The 12889-nt window shown below is 55.2% G+C and carries 22 protein-coding genes; 9 read left to right on the top strand and 13 right to left on the bottom strand.

Annotated elements, in window-relative coordinates:
- The first annotated feature begins 10 nt into the window (after positions 1–10).
- On the top strand, positions 11–247 hold the full coding sequence (locus tag DXY30_RS07490; protein WP_115094279.1) for a hypothetical protein: 237 nt from the start codon (positions 11–13) through the stop codon (positions 245–247).
- Positions 248–712: 465 nt separating this feature from the next.
- Entirely contained in the window at positions 713–1066 is a 354-nt protein-coding gene (locus tag DXY30_RS07485) for a hypothetical protein (protein ID WP_115094117.1), read from the top strand.
- Here DXY30_RS07485 and DXY30_RS07480 read toward each other — a convergent pair whose 3' ends face one another.
- The gene (locus DXY30_RS07480) at positions 1067–1477 is read right to left on the bottom strand and encodes a YccF domain-containing protein (RefSeq protein WP_115021881.1); all 411 of its coding nucleotides are present in this window, start codon (positions 1475–1477) and stop codon (positions 1067–1069) included.
- Positions 1478–1542: 65 nt separating this feature from the next.
- On the opposite strand from DXY30_RS07480, the gene DXY30_RS07475 reads away from it, so the two are divergent.
- Together DXY30_RS07475 and DXY30_RS07470 are read left to right on the top strand one after the other, a co-directional pair.
- A complete protein-coding gene (locus DXY30_RS07475; protein ID WP_115094116.1) occupies positions 1543–2403 on the top strand; it encodes an SDR family oxidoreductase in 861 nt (286 codons plus the stop codon).
- A 313-nt stretch (positions 2404–2716) separates the two neighbouring features.
- Positions 2717–2986, top strand: a complete 270-nt coding sequence (locus DXY30_RS07470) for a hypothetical protein (RefSeq protein ID WP_115094115.1) — start codon at positions 2717–2719, stop codon at positions 2984–2986.
- Between the two features lie 8 nt (positions 2987–2994).
- Here DXY30_RS07470 and DXY30_RS14445 read toward each other — a convergent pair whose 3' ends face one another.
- A complete protein-coding gene (locus DXY30_RS14445; RefSeq protein WP_244281322.1) occupies positions 2995–3360 on the bottom strand; it encodes a hypothetical protein in 366 nt (121 codons plus the stop codon).
- 4 nt (positions 3361–3364) lie between these two features.
- Positions 3365–3751: a DCC1-like thiol-disulfide oxidoreductase family protein gene (locus tag DXY30_RS07460; protein ID WP_115094114.1), complete on the bottom strand. Its 387-nt coding sequence runs from the start codon at positions 3749–3751 to the stop codon at positions 3365–3367.
- Between DXY30_RS07460 and DXY30_RS07455 the strand changes: the two genes are divergently transcribed.
- Positions 3751–4119, top strand: coding sequence for a hypothetical protein (locus DXY30_RS07455; protein WP_244281320.1), 369 nt, complete (start codon positions 3751–3753; stop codon positions 4117–4119). The genes DXY30_RS07460 and DXY30_RS07455 overlap by 1 nt on opposite strands.
- Before the next feature lie 488 nt (positions 4120–4607).
- On the opposite strand, the gene DXY30_RS07445 is transcribed toward DXY30_RS07455, so the two are convergent.
- Positions 4608–4895 carry a hypothetical protein gene (locus tag DXY30_RS07445; protein WP_115094112.1) on the bottom strand — a complete coding sequence of 96 codons (288 nt, stop codon included), beginning with the start codon at positions 4893–4895 and terminating at the stop codon, positions 4608–4610.
- Positions 4896–5181: 286 nt separating this feature from the next.
- On the opposite strand from DXY30_RS07445, the gene DXY30_RS07440 reads away from it, so the two are divergent.
- Positions 5182–5397 carry a hypothetical protein gene (locus DXY30_RS07440; RefSeq protein WP_137006814.1) on the top strand — a complete coding sequence of 72 codons (216 nt, stop codon included), beginning with the start codon at positions 5182–5184 and terminating at the stop codon, positions 5395–5397.
- A 16-nt stretch (positions 5398–5413) separates the two neighbouring features.
- Here DXY30_RS07440 and DXY30_RS07435 read toward each other — a convergent pair whose 3' ends face one another.
- Together DXY30_RS07435 and DXY30_RS07430 are read right to left on the bottom strand one after the other, a co-directional pair.
- Entirely contained in the window at positions 5414–6799 is a 1386-nt protein-coding gene (locus DXY30_RS07435) for a serine hydrolase (RefSeq protein WP_244281319.1), read from the bottom strand.
- Positions 6800–6862: 63 nt separating this feature from the next.
- On the bottom strand, positions 6863–7105 hold the full coding sequence (locus tag DXY30_RS07430; protein WP_170951180.1) for a hypothetical protein: 243 nt from the start codon (positions 7103–7105) through the stop codon (positions 6863–6865).
- Between the two features lie 169 nt (positions 7106–7274).
- Here DXY30_RS07430 and DXY30_RS07425 point away from each other — a divergent pair, with 169 nt between their 5' ends.
- Positions 7275–7865: a uridine kinase gene (locus tag DXY30_RS07425; RefSeq protein ID WP_115094109.1), complete on the top strand. Its 591-nt coding sequence runs from the start codon at positions 7275–7277 to the stop codon at positions 7863–7865.
- A 6-nt stretch (positions 7866–7871) separates the two neighbouring features.
- The gene (locus DXY30_RS14065) at positions 7872–8480 is read left to right on the top strand and encodes a hypothetical protein (protein ID WP_170951179.1); all 609 of its coding nucleotides are present in this window, start codon (positions 7872–7874) and stop codon (positions 8478–8480) included.
- A gap of 404 nt (positions 8481–8884) precedes the next feature.
- Here DXY30_RS14065 and DXY30_RS07415 read toward each other — a convergent pair whose 3' ends face one another.
- The 6 genes from DXY30_RS07415 to DXY30_RS07390 all read right to left on the bottom strand — a co-directional run bounded on the left by DXY30_RS07415 (position 8885) and on the right by DXY30_RS07390 (position 11601).
- Entirely contained in the window at positions 8885–9052 is a 168-nt protein-coding gene (locus DXY30_RS07415) for a DUF4278 domain-containing protein (RefSeq protein ID WP_115094108.1), read from the bottom strand.
- Positions 9053–9435: 383 nt separating this feature from the next.
- Entirely contained in the window at positions 9436–9738 is a 303-nt protein-coding gene (locus tag DXY30_RS07410) for a hypothetical protein (RefSeq protein WP_115094107.1), read from the bottom strand.
- A 328-nt stretch (positions 9739–10066) separates the two neighbouring features.
- Entirely contained in the window at positions 10067–10315 is a 249-nt protein-coding gene (locus tag DXY30_RS07405; protein WP_115094106.1) for a DUF1651 domain-containing protein, read from the bottom strand.
- A gap of 265 nt (positions 10316–10580) precedes the next feature.
- On the bottom strand, positions 10581–10781 hold the full coding sequence (locus tag DXY30_RS07400) for a hypothetical protein (RefSeq protein ID WP_115094105.1): 201 nt from the start codon (positions 10779–10781) through the stop codon (positions 10581–10583).
- 221 nt (positions 10782–11002) lie between these two features.
- Positions 11003–11263, bottom strand: coding sequence for a hypothetical protein (locus DXY30_RS07395; protein ID WP_115094104.1), 261 nt, complete (start codon positions 11261–11263; stop codon positions 11003–11005).
- A 77-nt stretch (positions 11264–11340) separates the two neighbouring features.
- The gene (locus DXY30_RS07390; protein ID WP_115094103.1) at positions 11341–11601 is read right to left on the bottom strand and encodes a DUF3104 domain-containing protein; all 261 of its coding nucleotides are present in this window, start codon (positions 11599–11601) and stop codon (positions 11341–11343) included.
- Between the two features lie 150 nt (positions 11602–11751).
- On the opposite strand from DXY30_RS07390, the gene DXY30_RS07385 reads away from it, so the two are divergent.
- Entirely contained in the window at positions 11752–12036 is a 285-nt protein-coding gene (locus tag DXY30_RS07385) for a 2Fe-2S iron-sulfur cluster-binding protein (protein WP_115094102.1), read from the top strand.
- Here DXY30_RS07385 and nth read toward each other — a convergent pair whose 3' ends face one another.
- The gene (gene nth, locus DXY30_RS07380) at positions 12037–12690 is read right to left on the bottom strand and encodes an endonuclease III (protein ID WP_115094100.1); all 654 of its coding nucleotides are present in this window, start codon (positions 12688–12690) and stop codon (positions 12037–12039) included.
- Positions 12691–12889 lie beyond the last annotated feature (199 nt).

The raw sequence follows: 12889 nt of genomic DNA, 5'->3' as shown, positions 1-12889 counted from the left end.
ATGCTTGGTGATGCGGTGGGAATACACCCAGTTGCGCTTCGTACCCCGTGGTAAGTCATGGACCGGCGAAATTGAGGAGCTCTGGCTGGATGATCGCCAGCTGATTTCCAGAAACCATCCGCAGCGTGATGTCAGTCTGGTGGGATTGATGAATGAGTTGGGTGAGCAGGGTTGGGAGCTGGTGACCTATGCCCAACCCTTTACCGGATACCACGGTGGTTGCTACACCTTTAAACGTCAGAAGTAACCAGATCGTTCAGAGCACGCTGGCATTGATGTGCTGAGCCATCCCCATGAAACCAATGACGAGAAGGGCGACAGCAATTGTTGAAACCAGGGATGCAACGCCGATTTGTCTTTGATGATTCAGGGTTCTCATGCCTCATCCTCACTTTTTAGATGTACAAGAATGCATTGTTCGTAGCAGCTGCCATCGTCAAGATTGCAGAGGGTTAGGCATTCAAAATAGGCATTAACTTGGGATTCAGTTACACAGGCTTGAGCTGCATTTGGTGATTCAAGAGTTCTACTTAGCATGTCTTTCATCGGTTCGCTAGGCGACACTACGCTGGTTTTTCTTTTAAGGCAATTATTTTATTTCGGCGGGTAAATACCTAGATAAGATTACCTATAACCATGTTGATGGATTTGTTTGCACGTCTTGAATCCAAAGTCGATGTGATTGCCAGTCCAGCCTGTTTAAGGTGATTGGATGAACAACCGGAATCCCACTGAGCGGCTTGAGGACGAGCTTGATCGTGCCAAGGCTCTTGGGCGCTGGCTCAGTGAAGATGAGCACGCTGAGCTTGATCGTGCCGCTGACGCCGTGGCCACGCGAGTGGAGACAAGGAAACGGCGTGATCGAAAGCTGGTGATTTTGACGGGCGTCTGTCTGTTGATTCCGCCGCTCTGGCCTTTGGCTTTGGGGCTGACCTTGTTTCTTCTTTATCCAGACACCATGGCCAGGATCGGACTGGCCGCTGGTATCGCTTTCCTGGTCGGCGGACTGTTGCTGGCTGGCGTGCTGGGTTTAGCCATGGTCTGGCTGGTTCAACTGTTGTTCTGATCAGTCCAAGCCCTTGGATTTCACAACTGTCATGCCGACGGGGGCCAGGGCAATCAACGCCAGTTTGATGTGCTGAATGCCGAAGGGAATGCCGATGATCGTGACAAAGCAGGCCAATGCACTGCTGAGGTGACCCAGGGCCAACCACCACCCAGCCACAAGGAACCAAATCACGTTTCCGATCAGGCCGAGGGGCCCCGTTCCCAGGTCGTCTCTACCCCTGAGATCACGGCGGTTGACCGCTTCTGAACCGAAGGGCCACAGAGAGAAAAGCCCCATCACCCAGCACGACCGTGCCCACGGCAGCCCCACGATGGTGATGGCGCAGATCAATGCGGCAACCCACCAGGCCAGAGCCATGGGTAGGCCGCCGAGAACAACCCAGAGGAGGTTGAGGGCCATGGAAATCATGTCTCCATTGTCACGGCAAAGCTGATCTCCGTTCGTTAAATTCTGTAAAAGGTGTTTGACCAGGCATGCCCGGCAGTTTCGGAATTATCGGTTGTGGATATGTCGGATCTGCTGTCGCCGTCCATCTAGGACGTCAGGGTCATGAGGTCGTTGGAACTACCACCAACCCCGGACGGTTGGCCGAACTTTGCGATGTGGTCGACCATCCCCGCATCTACAACGCTTGCGACTCCATGGCCGATGCCAGCTTTCTGGATCGTCTTGATGGTGTTCTGATCGCTATGGCCCCAACCACCTCCACTTTTGAGGAGGATCAATACGAAAAGGTCTATGGCCAGGCTGTTCCAGCCCTTGTTGAAGCCCTGAGTCAGCGCCAAGGTCGCAGACCGCTGCATGTCTCGTATCTGAGCAGTGCAGGGGTTTATGGGGATCAGTCCGGTGCCGTTTGCAATGAGCTGACGCCCTTGGATTGTTCCAACAGTGCCAACGCTCTTCTTGCCAGTGCCGAGACAGCTGTTCTCGCCTTGAACGATGCTTCAACCCAGGCCTGTGTTCTCCGGCTCGGTGGCATTTATGGCCCTGGGAAGGACATCCCGTCCTACATCCGCAGTGCTGCGGGCCAGTCGGTTCGTAAAAACGGCAATCACATCAATGCCTGGGTCCATCTGCAGGACATCATCCGGGGCGTCGACTTCGCTTTCGGGAAACGGCTTCAAGGGATTTACAACCTTGTGGATGATCTCCAGTTCACCCGTCGTCAGCTTTCCAATGCACTGTGTGACGACCAAGGCCTCCCCCCCGTGATCTGGGACAACCACGACCGCCCGGGCGCTCGCATCTTCAATGCCCGTGTCAGCAACGCACGCCTGCGTGAAATCGGTTTCCAGCCCAGCATTTCGTCCATGCTTGAGCCAGTGGCGGCCTGAAACTCATCGAGAATTAGCGATTCCGCTTGAGCGCCGCGACTGTATTGATCTTTTGAGTCGTGTTGATCTTTGACGACCGACTGTGCGTGTTTGTGTAAAGCGAGATTGCGAGATCCACGGTCGGCTCGTTGCATTGTTTAGACCTTGCTCATTCAAATTGATGTGTTGTGAGAGAAGACTCATTTTGTATCCAATTCGCTTCGTCTCTGGCACTCATGCTGCTTGAGCTCAATGCAGAATTGCTTGATCTTGCAGAACAAGAGTCCTGCATCATTGCCGAGTCTTCTGTTGTTGAACTTGAGAACGCCTGCTGATGTTGAGCCGCATCCGTGCCGTCTTTGCTGAGGCACAAGTGGAAGGTTTGGATCAGCTTTACGACGTGATCAATGCGGCGCGCGACCTTGCGCCCGATTCAGATTTTCAAGCCTGTTATGACCTTGTGATGGCCTCCGGTGGGCCGGAAGTGGAGGCATGGATCAACTTCACAGTGATCACTGCCACACAGTTCGACATCGATGATCAACCGGATCCTGAACATTTTCTTTCTGTTCTCGAAGAATGTTGTGATGCTCGGCGTCTATAAGAGCTGTCTCAGCCTTCGGAGTAGCGCAATGCTTTGAGACCCATCACCAAATGGGTTCGGAAGCTTCCAAGAGCCATCACTTGCTTTGGCGTCCTTGTATCGCTGACGGCATCACCCTGGCCTTCAATCCAACGCAGTAATTCCTGGGTTTGATCAGCCCAGGCTGTGAGGGCTGCCCGAAGCAGTTCGTCATCGCTGAGCTTTCCCTCAGGGAGGACGGATGTGTCCATCGCCGCTCTCAGCAAGGCGCTGAGTTGCTGATGGCTTAACGCGTCAGGAACGAAGGGATCAGAGTCGATGCTTAAGAAAACCTTTAGCCGATCCTTTGACGGTAGTGCAGCGTTGTCGATGGCGATACCCGTTTTTTGACCCATTCCTTCAGTTATGGAGCCCTTGATCCGGGTCAACGCTCAGCCCGCGTGTCGCCAGAGCGATCCGCCGGGCGGCCAAAAGGGCCGGGTAGGCCAGTGCTGAGCGTTGCCCATCGCAGAACAGCGTTGACAGCAACCTCAGCAAAGGATCACTGGGCTTCATGCGACGGCTGAGTTCCGCAATAGCTTCACTTCCATGCCAACGATGCTCGCCTTCGATCAGAACGGCGCCGTCCCTGAGAGGCAGCCCGAGGGCGTTGAGCTCATGGCGGATGCTGTGATCAGCGCGCCCGTCAACAATCCGCAGGTTGGTAATGCCAGCCTTGAGTTCACTGCGTAAGGCGAATTCCCGACAAAATGGGCATCCGCCGTCGTAGATGAGGGTTAAGGGCATTGCTGAATTCTGTCGCGAAGGGCCTTGGTCTGGCGATGCTTCTGGTCTGTTGGTTGTTGGTTTCCCCCCAGCCGTCGTGGGCCGATTGGATGTGTGACGGGGATCGCCTCAGCGTCGAAATCACCCGGGGAGCTGTTGATGTCACCGGTTTGGCGGATGGCATTCCCAATTCCGCTGCGGGAACCCTCCCCGGGGACGGTGTTCTGGTGCGCTGGGGGGATCTTGTCTTGCAGCTTCCGCGCACCAACAATGCTGGAGCACCCAGTTACACCGATGGCCGTTGGTGGTGGCGTGTGGTTGACGCTTCTGAACCGGAATTTTTTGAACGTCGTGGCACGGTGATTCACCATCAATGCGAGCCGGTCTGAGCGTGAACTCAGTTACGGCCGTGGGCATTTTCGCCGGTTCGACTTGCGTGTTCCTCCGTAGCGGTAACCAGCCTGATTTCGAAATTTCGGCCAGCAGGTTTCGCACACCAGGATCCAGCTCGTCTGGAGAGAGGTGGTGACGCGGAAATGCACGTGTCCTGGCCGTCTGCAGTAGTCACAACAAAAGTGTTGGTTTTTCCACAATTTGCTAGGTGATTGTTGCGTCTGATCACCGTCTCGTTGGATCTGCTGAGGAATCTGCTTTTGGGGCACAGCACAGAGCGATTGGCTTCGCATCGATGGGGTTCAAGGATTTCTGACACTGCAAACCTGGCAAATGTATTGCCAGCACAGCATTCTCAAGACCTGATCAGAGGATTCTGTCTGTGCTCGGAAGGCACTGCGAGCTGTTTTCCACGCTGATTCCCGAAACCATTGACCTGGTCGGGATTGTTTGCAGAGCCCTTGTGGAAAAGCTGTGTATAACCCTACGAATCGCTCGGCGCTTGGGCGTTGATGGAGGCTTTCAGGGCTGCCGTTTCATGGGCGCTGAGGTGAGCCTCGACGGCCTCAGGGTTGTTGTTCAGGTAGTGGATCCACTCTTCGTAACACTGCTTCTGTCGTTGATCGGTGATGGAATCAGCGTCTGCAAGAAAGGTGGCGATTGTCTCCCGTTCTTTTTCTGTCCTTGTGTTGAACAGGACCTCCTCGATTTTGGAAAGCCGCGCTTCGATGCGGCTCAGACGGTTGTCGAGGGAGGCATCCTGTTGCGTCATTTTTTCGAGGAACGGATGGTGCCGTGATTGTTGCGGAGAGCCCCAGGGTTGACGCAATAGTACATGCGCACTAAAACAGATGTACTGCTCTGTTGCTCATGTCTGCGAGTTCTCCCTACGCCACATTTCGCGCTGATGAGTGGATGCGTCACTCCTTGATCCGTCCGCGCAAGGCGTTCCCGTCAGCGGCGTCAGGGATGTCGCAGCCTCGTGCAAGGTCTTCCACTTCTGTTCGCTGCTGCGATGCCGTCCAGGGAGAGCTGTTTCTCTTCCCCGTTGTGATGTGTTGATCGAAGGTCTCTGCGACAAACGTTTGCAGGAGTCGCTCTTTGTCTCCTGTTCTGCCAGTGTGCTCTTTGGTTTTTGTTGCCAGACCATGCTGTTGTTCGCCTCCCAGACGGCTCAAGGCGGTCCCACTGTCATCCTTCCGGCCTTGCTGATCACCGGTCTCCTCGTCGCAGCATCACAAGCTTTCGTACCCAAGGGCGGCGATCAGGACTGAGCATTGGCGTTTTGACTCAGCGAAGGGCTGAGAGAACGTCAGCTCCAAAGTCATTGGCATCAAACCCTGGCTTTTTAGGCGTTTGTCCTAAGCGCACGACGACAGCTCGCTGAGATGGGGCTATCAGGAGCAGTTGTCCCTGATAGCCCTCCGCTGAAAAGCTGTCAGAGGGAAGATCATGTCGAGATTTGCGCCGACTGAGCCACCAGTGTGCTCCGTACCCCTTCTTGGATCCTCGTGTTGCTGTTCGGGCGTGCCTGACCCAGTTCTGGGGTAAAAGCTGCTGACCGTTCCAGTTCCCGTCATCCAAGTAGAGCTGACCAAACCGCGCCCAATCTCTTGCGCTGGCCCAGACCAACGACGAGCCAACCAAGGTTCCACTGTTGTCGGTTTCGAGAACCGCCGTCGTCATGCCGAGGGGGCGGAACAACTGTTGTGAGGGAAAGTTCCAGTAACGCTGATCGTCGTCGATGGCGTGTCTCAGGATCCGGCTGAGAATGTTTGTTGTTCCGGATGAATACCTCCACTTTCTGCCGGGTGTCTTCGCCAGGGGTTTGCTGGCGGCGAACTGAGCCATGTCTGCTTCCTGGGTCAGCATCCGCACCAGATCCGAGTTCAGCTCTCCCGTCGATTCCTCGAAGGCCAGCCCGCTGTTCATTCTCAGGAGCTGATCCAGGGTGATGTCTTGTCGAGGGTCCTGCGGGTCGCTCCACTCGGGCACGGTCGGTGGGCGTTTCAGATCCAGATGTCCCTCTCGGATGGCCAGTCCGATTAGGGCATGGGTGATGCTTTTGCTCATCGACCAGCCGATCAGCGGCATCTCGGGAGCGATCCCTCTGGCGTAGCGCTCAGCGATCACCCATCCGTTCTGCACCACCACCACAGCTCGGGTTCGTTTTGGAGTGAGTGGATCGTCTTCGCGAAATGCGCGATTCAGAGCCTTGCTCAGCGCCTTGCTGTCGATCGCCGGTGGCTCTGCACTGGCTGTGGAAACGAGGGGCCACGGCTCACCGGTTGCGGTGGGATCCTTTGAAACAGGGGCTGCTTCGCTTGGTGGCTGGGGGATGGGTCTGCCGTTGATCCGTTGGCTGCAGCCATCTCCATCGTTTTGAACCGCTTCAGCACGAACCAATCCGAATAGGGCACTGGCTTCAACGCGTCCACCGGTCTGGTCGATCTTGGTTTGAATCAGCCCCTTGCTGGCAGCCAGGTCTTCGCTGAGCATCCGATCTGGATCCATTCCAGCCATCAACACGCCACTACACAGCTGTTTCGCGCTGAAGCTTGTTCCTGCTCTCGCAAAGATGATCAGGTGCCGCAGGGGTGGTTCCAGGCCAGCCGCTGTGCTGAAGGCCACTGCTGCAGCGGAGATCAGCACATAGCGCCAATGGTTTTTCGTCACCCAGAACCGCCATGATTGAAGCGGGGGAGATCCCCCGCTTCAATCATGGTTGGAAAGTTGGTATCAGTACACGTCGTAGCTGACACCGCGGTAGCGCAGTTCGCGCCCACCGCTTGGGTGTTGCTGTGGATCGATCGGTTGGTAGGTCACGCCGCGATAGCGCAGCACCTTGGCTTTGACTCCCACTGGCGTGTGCACCCGGTCGATATGGCCCTGATGGCGAAAGGCCCTGGCCATCTGTGTTCTGGCCGTCTCGATGGCCTGATTGCGCACAGTCCGTGCCTTGATCAGTTGAAGTGTGTTCATCTCTCTCTTGCCCGGTGTCCACGCCCCCGTTGCCTGGCGTGAATCTGACTGCGGCCTGCCGAAGAGGCTCAACGTGAGTTCATTATAGGCCTGTTCTGTAACAACGGCTACCGTTCTGCCGTTTCCTTGTGGGATTTGTTGCCAGCATGGGGATGGATTTGGACTTCGTTTGTCCGGAGCAGTTCCCCTGGTTTGCATTTGCGGTCCATCCGCAGCTGGTAAGACAACCTTTGCTGCACATCTGGAGGAGCAGCTTCGAGCTAGGGGGCGTCATCCACTTCTGATCGCCTGCGATGACTACTACCGCAGTGGCTGGTCCTCCGTCTCTCGCTATGGGTTCGACACGGTTGATGCCATCGATGCTGATCAGCTTCGACTGCAGGTGAGCGCTGTTCGCTATCGACAGCTTGATTCCTTGCGCAGTTATGACATGCGCGCCCGAAAGGTTGGCTCCAGGCCGTTGAACCAGCCCTACGATCTGATTCTGGTTGAAGGCTCCTACGGACCGCAACTGCTTCTGGAGGCTGTGCCGATTTCGCTTGTTGTGTACATCGAGACCCCCGTTGTGCAGAGGCTGATCAGGCGGCTTTGGCGTGATGTACGCGACCGCCATCGGCCAGTGATTTATGTGATTCGCCAGATGCTGCGGGAGATGCTCCCGGCTGAGCGGCGCTTCATCTATCCCTTGAAACGCCGTGCCGACGTCATTGTTCGGGACGTCGAATTTGGTTTGAGCGATGTTCTGGGCAGAATTGAATAATCGTGGTTGACTTCTCAACCCGAAAGAGCACCTGATGTTCAGGCTCGATTTCAATTTATTTCTTTTTTGAAGTTGGCTTGTGCAGGTGAAGGGCGAAGGCCCCCACCCTGTTCAGCTCATGCTCTGCGCAGCCCCGGTTTTGAGGGAGGACGGTTCGGGTTTGATGTGCAATTCCACGGGTCCTTATGGGCCGGATTCCTTCATCTCCGACCAGAAGCGAAAGATTCACTCGAATCAGACCACACCCCCATCGCCGTGGAGCATCAAGTTTTTGGCTTGCAGGGGGGATTTGCAGAGTGGTCACTCTGGGTTTTCTTTCTTTTTGACCAGATCCATTCCATTCACTTCGGCGACCACCTGATTGGCCCAACTTGCATGGACTACGCGATATGTCCCCAATGTCGCCATGGACTTGGTGCGAGCGTTGACAAATGCCTTGAACTCAGTCTTAAAGCAAATTTCACGCCTCCATTGACAGTCATTGTCTTGTCGTTCGATGCAATACATGCTGAAAACCTCGTTCAGCACATACAAGCCATGCAATGTTCATACACCATGAATATTCGGACTGACTTCGGGATCGTTTCTTTGATTCCTCACAGTGGTGTTTGGTAGAAGTTGGTATTGCCGCTGCGCTCTGCCACCCATCGAGCGTGTAACTTCACTTTCCCTACCAGAAAACTTAGAAGTCGCATGGAATTTGTGGATGTCTGAATAGTGCTCGCCACGGCACTACAGATTTGGATCTTTCGCTCCATCATCTTGGAGTCAGGTCGGGAAGAAGACCTGAAAGCCGGGCAGAGCGATGTCCGACGAGATCTGTGATTTGATCTCAGTTTCGTCTGGGGTCAAGTCCGTTCTCTTTTATTAAAATATGGTCGTGTCTGCGCACTTATGGGTCGGCCTTGCAATCTATTTGTCTGTTCGAATCGCTCCGGTGGTGCATCATCGTCGGCCACGCAAAATTGCACAAATAAACCCCTGCCAAAGGCAGGGGCGATAATTCAACAGGTTTCGAACTACTTGGTGTAAGAAACGCCCCGGTAGGTGAGAGTGGGGTGGTTGTCGTGGACGAGTTCCTGCCGGCAAGTGTTGTAGTGCTCACGTCGGTAAGTGAGTTCAACGCAGGCCTTAGGAGCAGTAGTCGCTCCGGCGTAGGTGTGGCCTCGATAGAGAAGTGCAGTCATGGATGTTCCTCGAAGAAATCCAAGTCCCCGTTCCGTGGCTTGGAGTGTCTGCGCCCCACAGGAGCGGGGTGAACGTTTGTAGCTGTTGCTACAGAAATTATTGGTGTCTCCTTGGCGGCTGTCAAGACCTGCTGGCAAAAAGAAACCCCCGCCATAGGCAGGGGTTTCAGTTTCAGGAGTCTTTATTTGTGAAGCTGCCCTCGTGTGGGCTCTGCAGACTTGTCTCTTGAGCAGCCGCCAGCATTGGCGACGTTTGCAAAAGCCGCCATGGTCATCACGGCGAGAACGATGGTGCCACCGATAAAAGCAAGGTTCGGGGAGCGCTTCATCTGGGGTGTGGCTTAGAGCCCGCGAACCCTATCCACCTTGTTGCCCTTATCGCTTTAAGGCCTGAGTCGGCCGATGCCATATCCAGTCAACAGACCAACGGCTGCTCCAACGGAACCAGCCGTTAGTTGCATTCTTTCGTCTTTGCTGAGCCGGCCTGCAAACACCAATGCAGCTGAGACGACGAACAGCAACAGAGCGGTGACCAGAACTGCATCCAGTGAATTACTGGCCGGCTTCCCAGGTGGGCCACCACTTCTTTTGCCCGGTTTCGTAGGGGGATGTCCTCCTGGCGGGTTGGTCGCATCAAGTTCACTCTCGATGCGGTTGATTTCCTTTTCCGGCGAGGTCGGATCCATGCACAAATTTTGTCAGGGATCAGAAGTGGCGAAACGCTTGAGGTAACTGCGCAGCGTTGCAAAAAAAAACCCCGCCGAAGGCAGGGGTTTCGAAACGCTTCTCGGGAGTGTGACCTTGTTTCCACCCCGTGAGGCGTTTTTCCTCACAAGACAATGATGCCGAGTGGAAGCGTGCAGTGGGATCGCTAATGGACACCCTCAAGGTTGGCCCCAAGTTGATCCAGGTTGATATCTGCTTCGAGGCTGTTCCTGTCTTTGAGTAAAGGGCCTGGCACTTCCCTTTGGTGCATGTGGGTTGTGGTTGTCGATCTGATTTGATGAGATCAAGTCAGAGCTCAATAGCGTCGCCCCAGGCCGGCGATGCGAGCCGTTTCCATCCCTGGGTCTGCAATGACGCCCAGAGCTGTTCTGCCTCTGACTTCCGAAGGTGGCGGCGCTCCTTCAGCAGCGGTGGGCCCTCTGGCATCCGTCGGCCTCTGTCGATGAACATCTTCGGCTCGTTGATCCATGCCTTCTGATCACGGTGGAAGCGCCAGATCCAGTAGCCGTCGCTGTCGATCAACCAGCCTTCTCCCATCACCGTTTTGCTAGTACGTCAGTACTAATCGCGCTGAGAAGTGGTTGTCAAGTGTTCCCATACACAAGGAACGTTCAAAATGTGGGCAGGCCCATCAGCACACCCCCCCATCGTTGATCCATAGAACAACACCTTTGATGAAGCGCTATTGGTTAAGCGCTGTTGGTGATCGCGGTGCGTTGAGGGATGTTGAACGATCACTGCTTCCAGCTCCCGAATCTCCCTCTCTTTTTTCAGCCTTCAGTTCAAGCAGTTAGACCGTTATTCATCGGTTTGTTTCCAGGGCCAGTGCGCTGGCCATTCTTTTTTCTTCAGCCGATAGGAAATCAGCCCACATCCCGAGGAGGAAGCTCAGGGTGGTTAGAGCACGCACCTGCTCTTTCGAGCCAGGTGCGGTGTATTTGAAGTCCATAAACATCCGATCGGCTGTTTGTTGCTGTTCCTTGCACCGGGCATCGATGGACATCGTCAGATCTGGGACTGGGACTTTTTGATGACTGGTAGGTCGGTTGGTTGGGCTAGTACGTAAACGACAGCTGCCGAGAGGACTGCTGTTACGACAACAGCTGCGGCGATGGCGGAGGTGTAATCAGTCACAGGAGCTCAAACGGCTTGTGTTAAGAGGTTAGGAGTTTTGCAACGGATTGTGAATGGTTGTTTTTGCTCCCTGCTCTGGGGCTCTGCGGTCTAACTTTTCGAAGTTGCTTGCTTGTGGATGGCCATCATCGTGTCGTCCAGCTCCCCGACATCCCGCAAGCCTTCGGCGCTGAACCAAGCTGCGTTCTCCCAGCTAAACCCTTCTCCGAAGGTGTTGTCTGGTGCCGTGATGTACCAGTGACAATCCACGTCCGGGGTGTCGACAGAGCATTGGGACCAATCTGGTTGCCATTGCGGCACCTGCACCCACATCACTGCCGCAAAAACCAGTGAGAACAAGGCTTTCAGCATGAGGCTTCTGAGACGGGTGTGAGACCCTAGGCGAATTCGCGTGACGGGCTCGATCCGATTGCGGCTCTCGGCTTTGCTCAGCTGTCGGGAACGATGTGGGTGACCAGGTCGGCGCAGACCCAGCGGATCGCCCCTGAATCCACGTCAGCCACCTGGAACAAGGTTGGAATCCTTGGATCCCTGGCGCCGCCGTCGACGTGAATCACGTCGGCCATCCACCAGTCGTCGGAGTCGGTGCTGCCGCAGATCACGGTCATTCCTGCTCTGACGGATAAAAAGATTGGCTCCTGGGCTGCGGGGCTGTGGCGCGTCGGAGAGGTTGAGCCCTCAGCAGGCATTAGTCTTGATTAGTTTACTTGTACTATTACGAAAGTGCTGGTTTCTGGGTTGATGCAACACGTCGTGGAGCATCTCGAATTGAGAGGAGGCGCTGTCTTTTGGCACGGATCGTCTGATCCAGCTATCAAGCAATCAGGACCTTCAGAGTCATGGCCTCTTACAACATCAGCATCGAGGGTGGCACCAGCTTTTCATGCCCTGATGACGTCTACATCCTCGATGCGGCAGAAGAAGCTGGTGTCGATCTGCCCTATTCCTGCCGTGCCGGAGCATGTTCAACATGTGCCGGTCGCCTGGTGAGTGGCTCGGTTGATCAGACCGATCAGAGTTTTCTGGATGATGAACAGATCGGCCAGGGGTTTGCTTTGCTTTGCGTGAGCTATCCCACCGCTGATTGTGTGATCAAGGCCAACGCCGAAGAGCATCTGTCTTGATCAGGGTTTGCGGGTGATCACTGGACGGCGCCGCTTCGGATAGAGCTCATGGCACATCGAGCAGACAGTTCCGTCGCAGCCCCGTGCTGTACAGAACTCGCGCCCCCAGAAGATGATCTGAAGGTGTAAGCGGTTCCAGTGCTCCTTCGGAAAGAGGCGCTTTAGATCCTCTTCTGTGCGAGTCACATTGCTTCCGTCGCTCAAGCCCCATCGCTGGGCCAGCCGGTGTATGTGGGTGTCGACGGGGAATGCGGGTACGCCAAAGGCTTGGGCCATCACCACACTGGCTGTCTTATGTCCCACACCAGGTAATGCCTCAAGCTCCTCAAAACTCCGGGGGACATCGCCGTCATAGGTCGTGACCAGAATCTGCGCGAGACGACGCACATTTTTGGCCTTGGTCTTGGCCAGCCCGAGCTGACGGATGAAACCGAGGATCTGTTCATCTTCAAGTGCCGCCATGGCTGCTGGGGTGGGGCCCGCGGCAAAAAGCGCCGGTGTGACCTCATTCACTTTCTTGTCGGTGCACTGTGCACTCAGCAGCACAGCAATCAGCAGCGTGAATGGATCGCTGTGATCCAGGGGAATCGGTGTTTCCGGGTACTGCTCGTTGAGGCGTCGCAAGATCACCTCCACTCGCTCGGGCCTGCGCAAGGTTTCACCGTGGTTTCTGTGATCCTGGCGCGTTTTTCTGCCTGCAGCGTTCCCTTTGGCGATTGCATCGCTTCGTTGCAGCGTTTTACGGCCACTGCACCAGCTGCTTTAGGACCGGCCAATGCGATTCTTGAGCAAGCCAGGTCAGTCTTCGTTGAAGCTGTTCGACTTGAAGCGTTCGGTGGTGTTGCTGCTGGTC

The organism is Synechococcus sp. UW106 (assembly GCF_900474015.1).
Taxonomy (GTDB): domain Bacteria; phylum Cyanobacteriota; class Cyanobacteriia; order PCC-6307; family Cyanobiaceae; genus Parasynechococcus.
The sequence above is the reverse complement of the archived record's forward strand: the minus strand, read 5'-3'. Positions and strand labels throughout refer to the sequence as shown.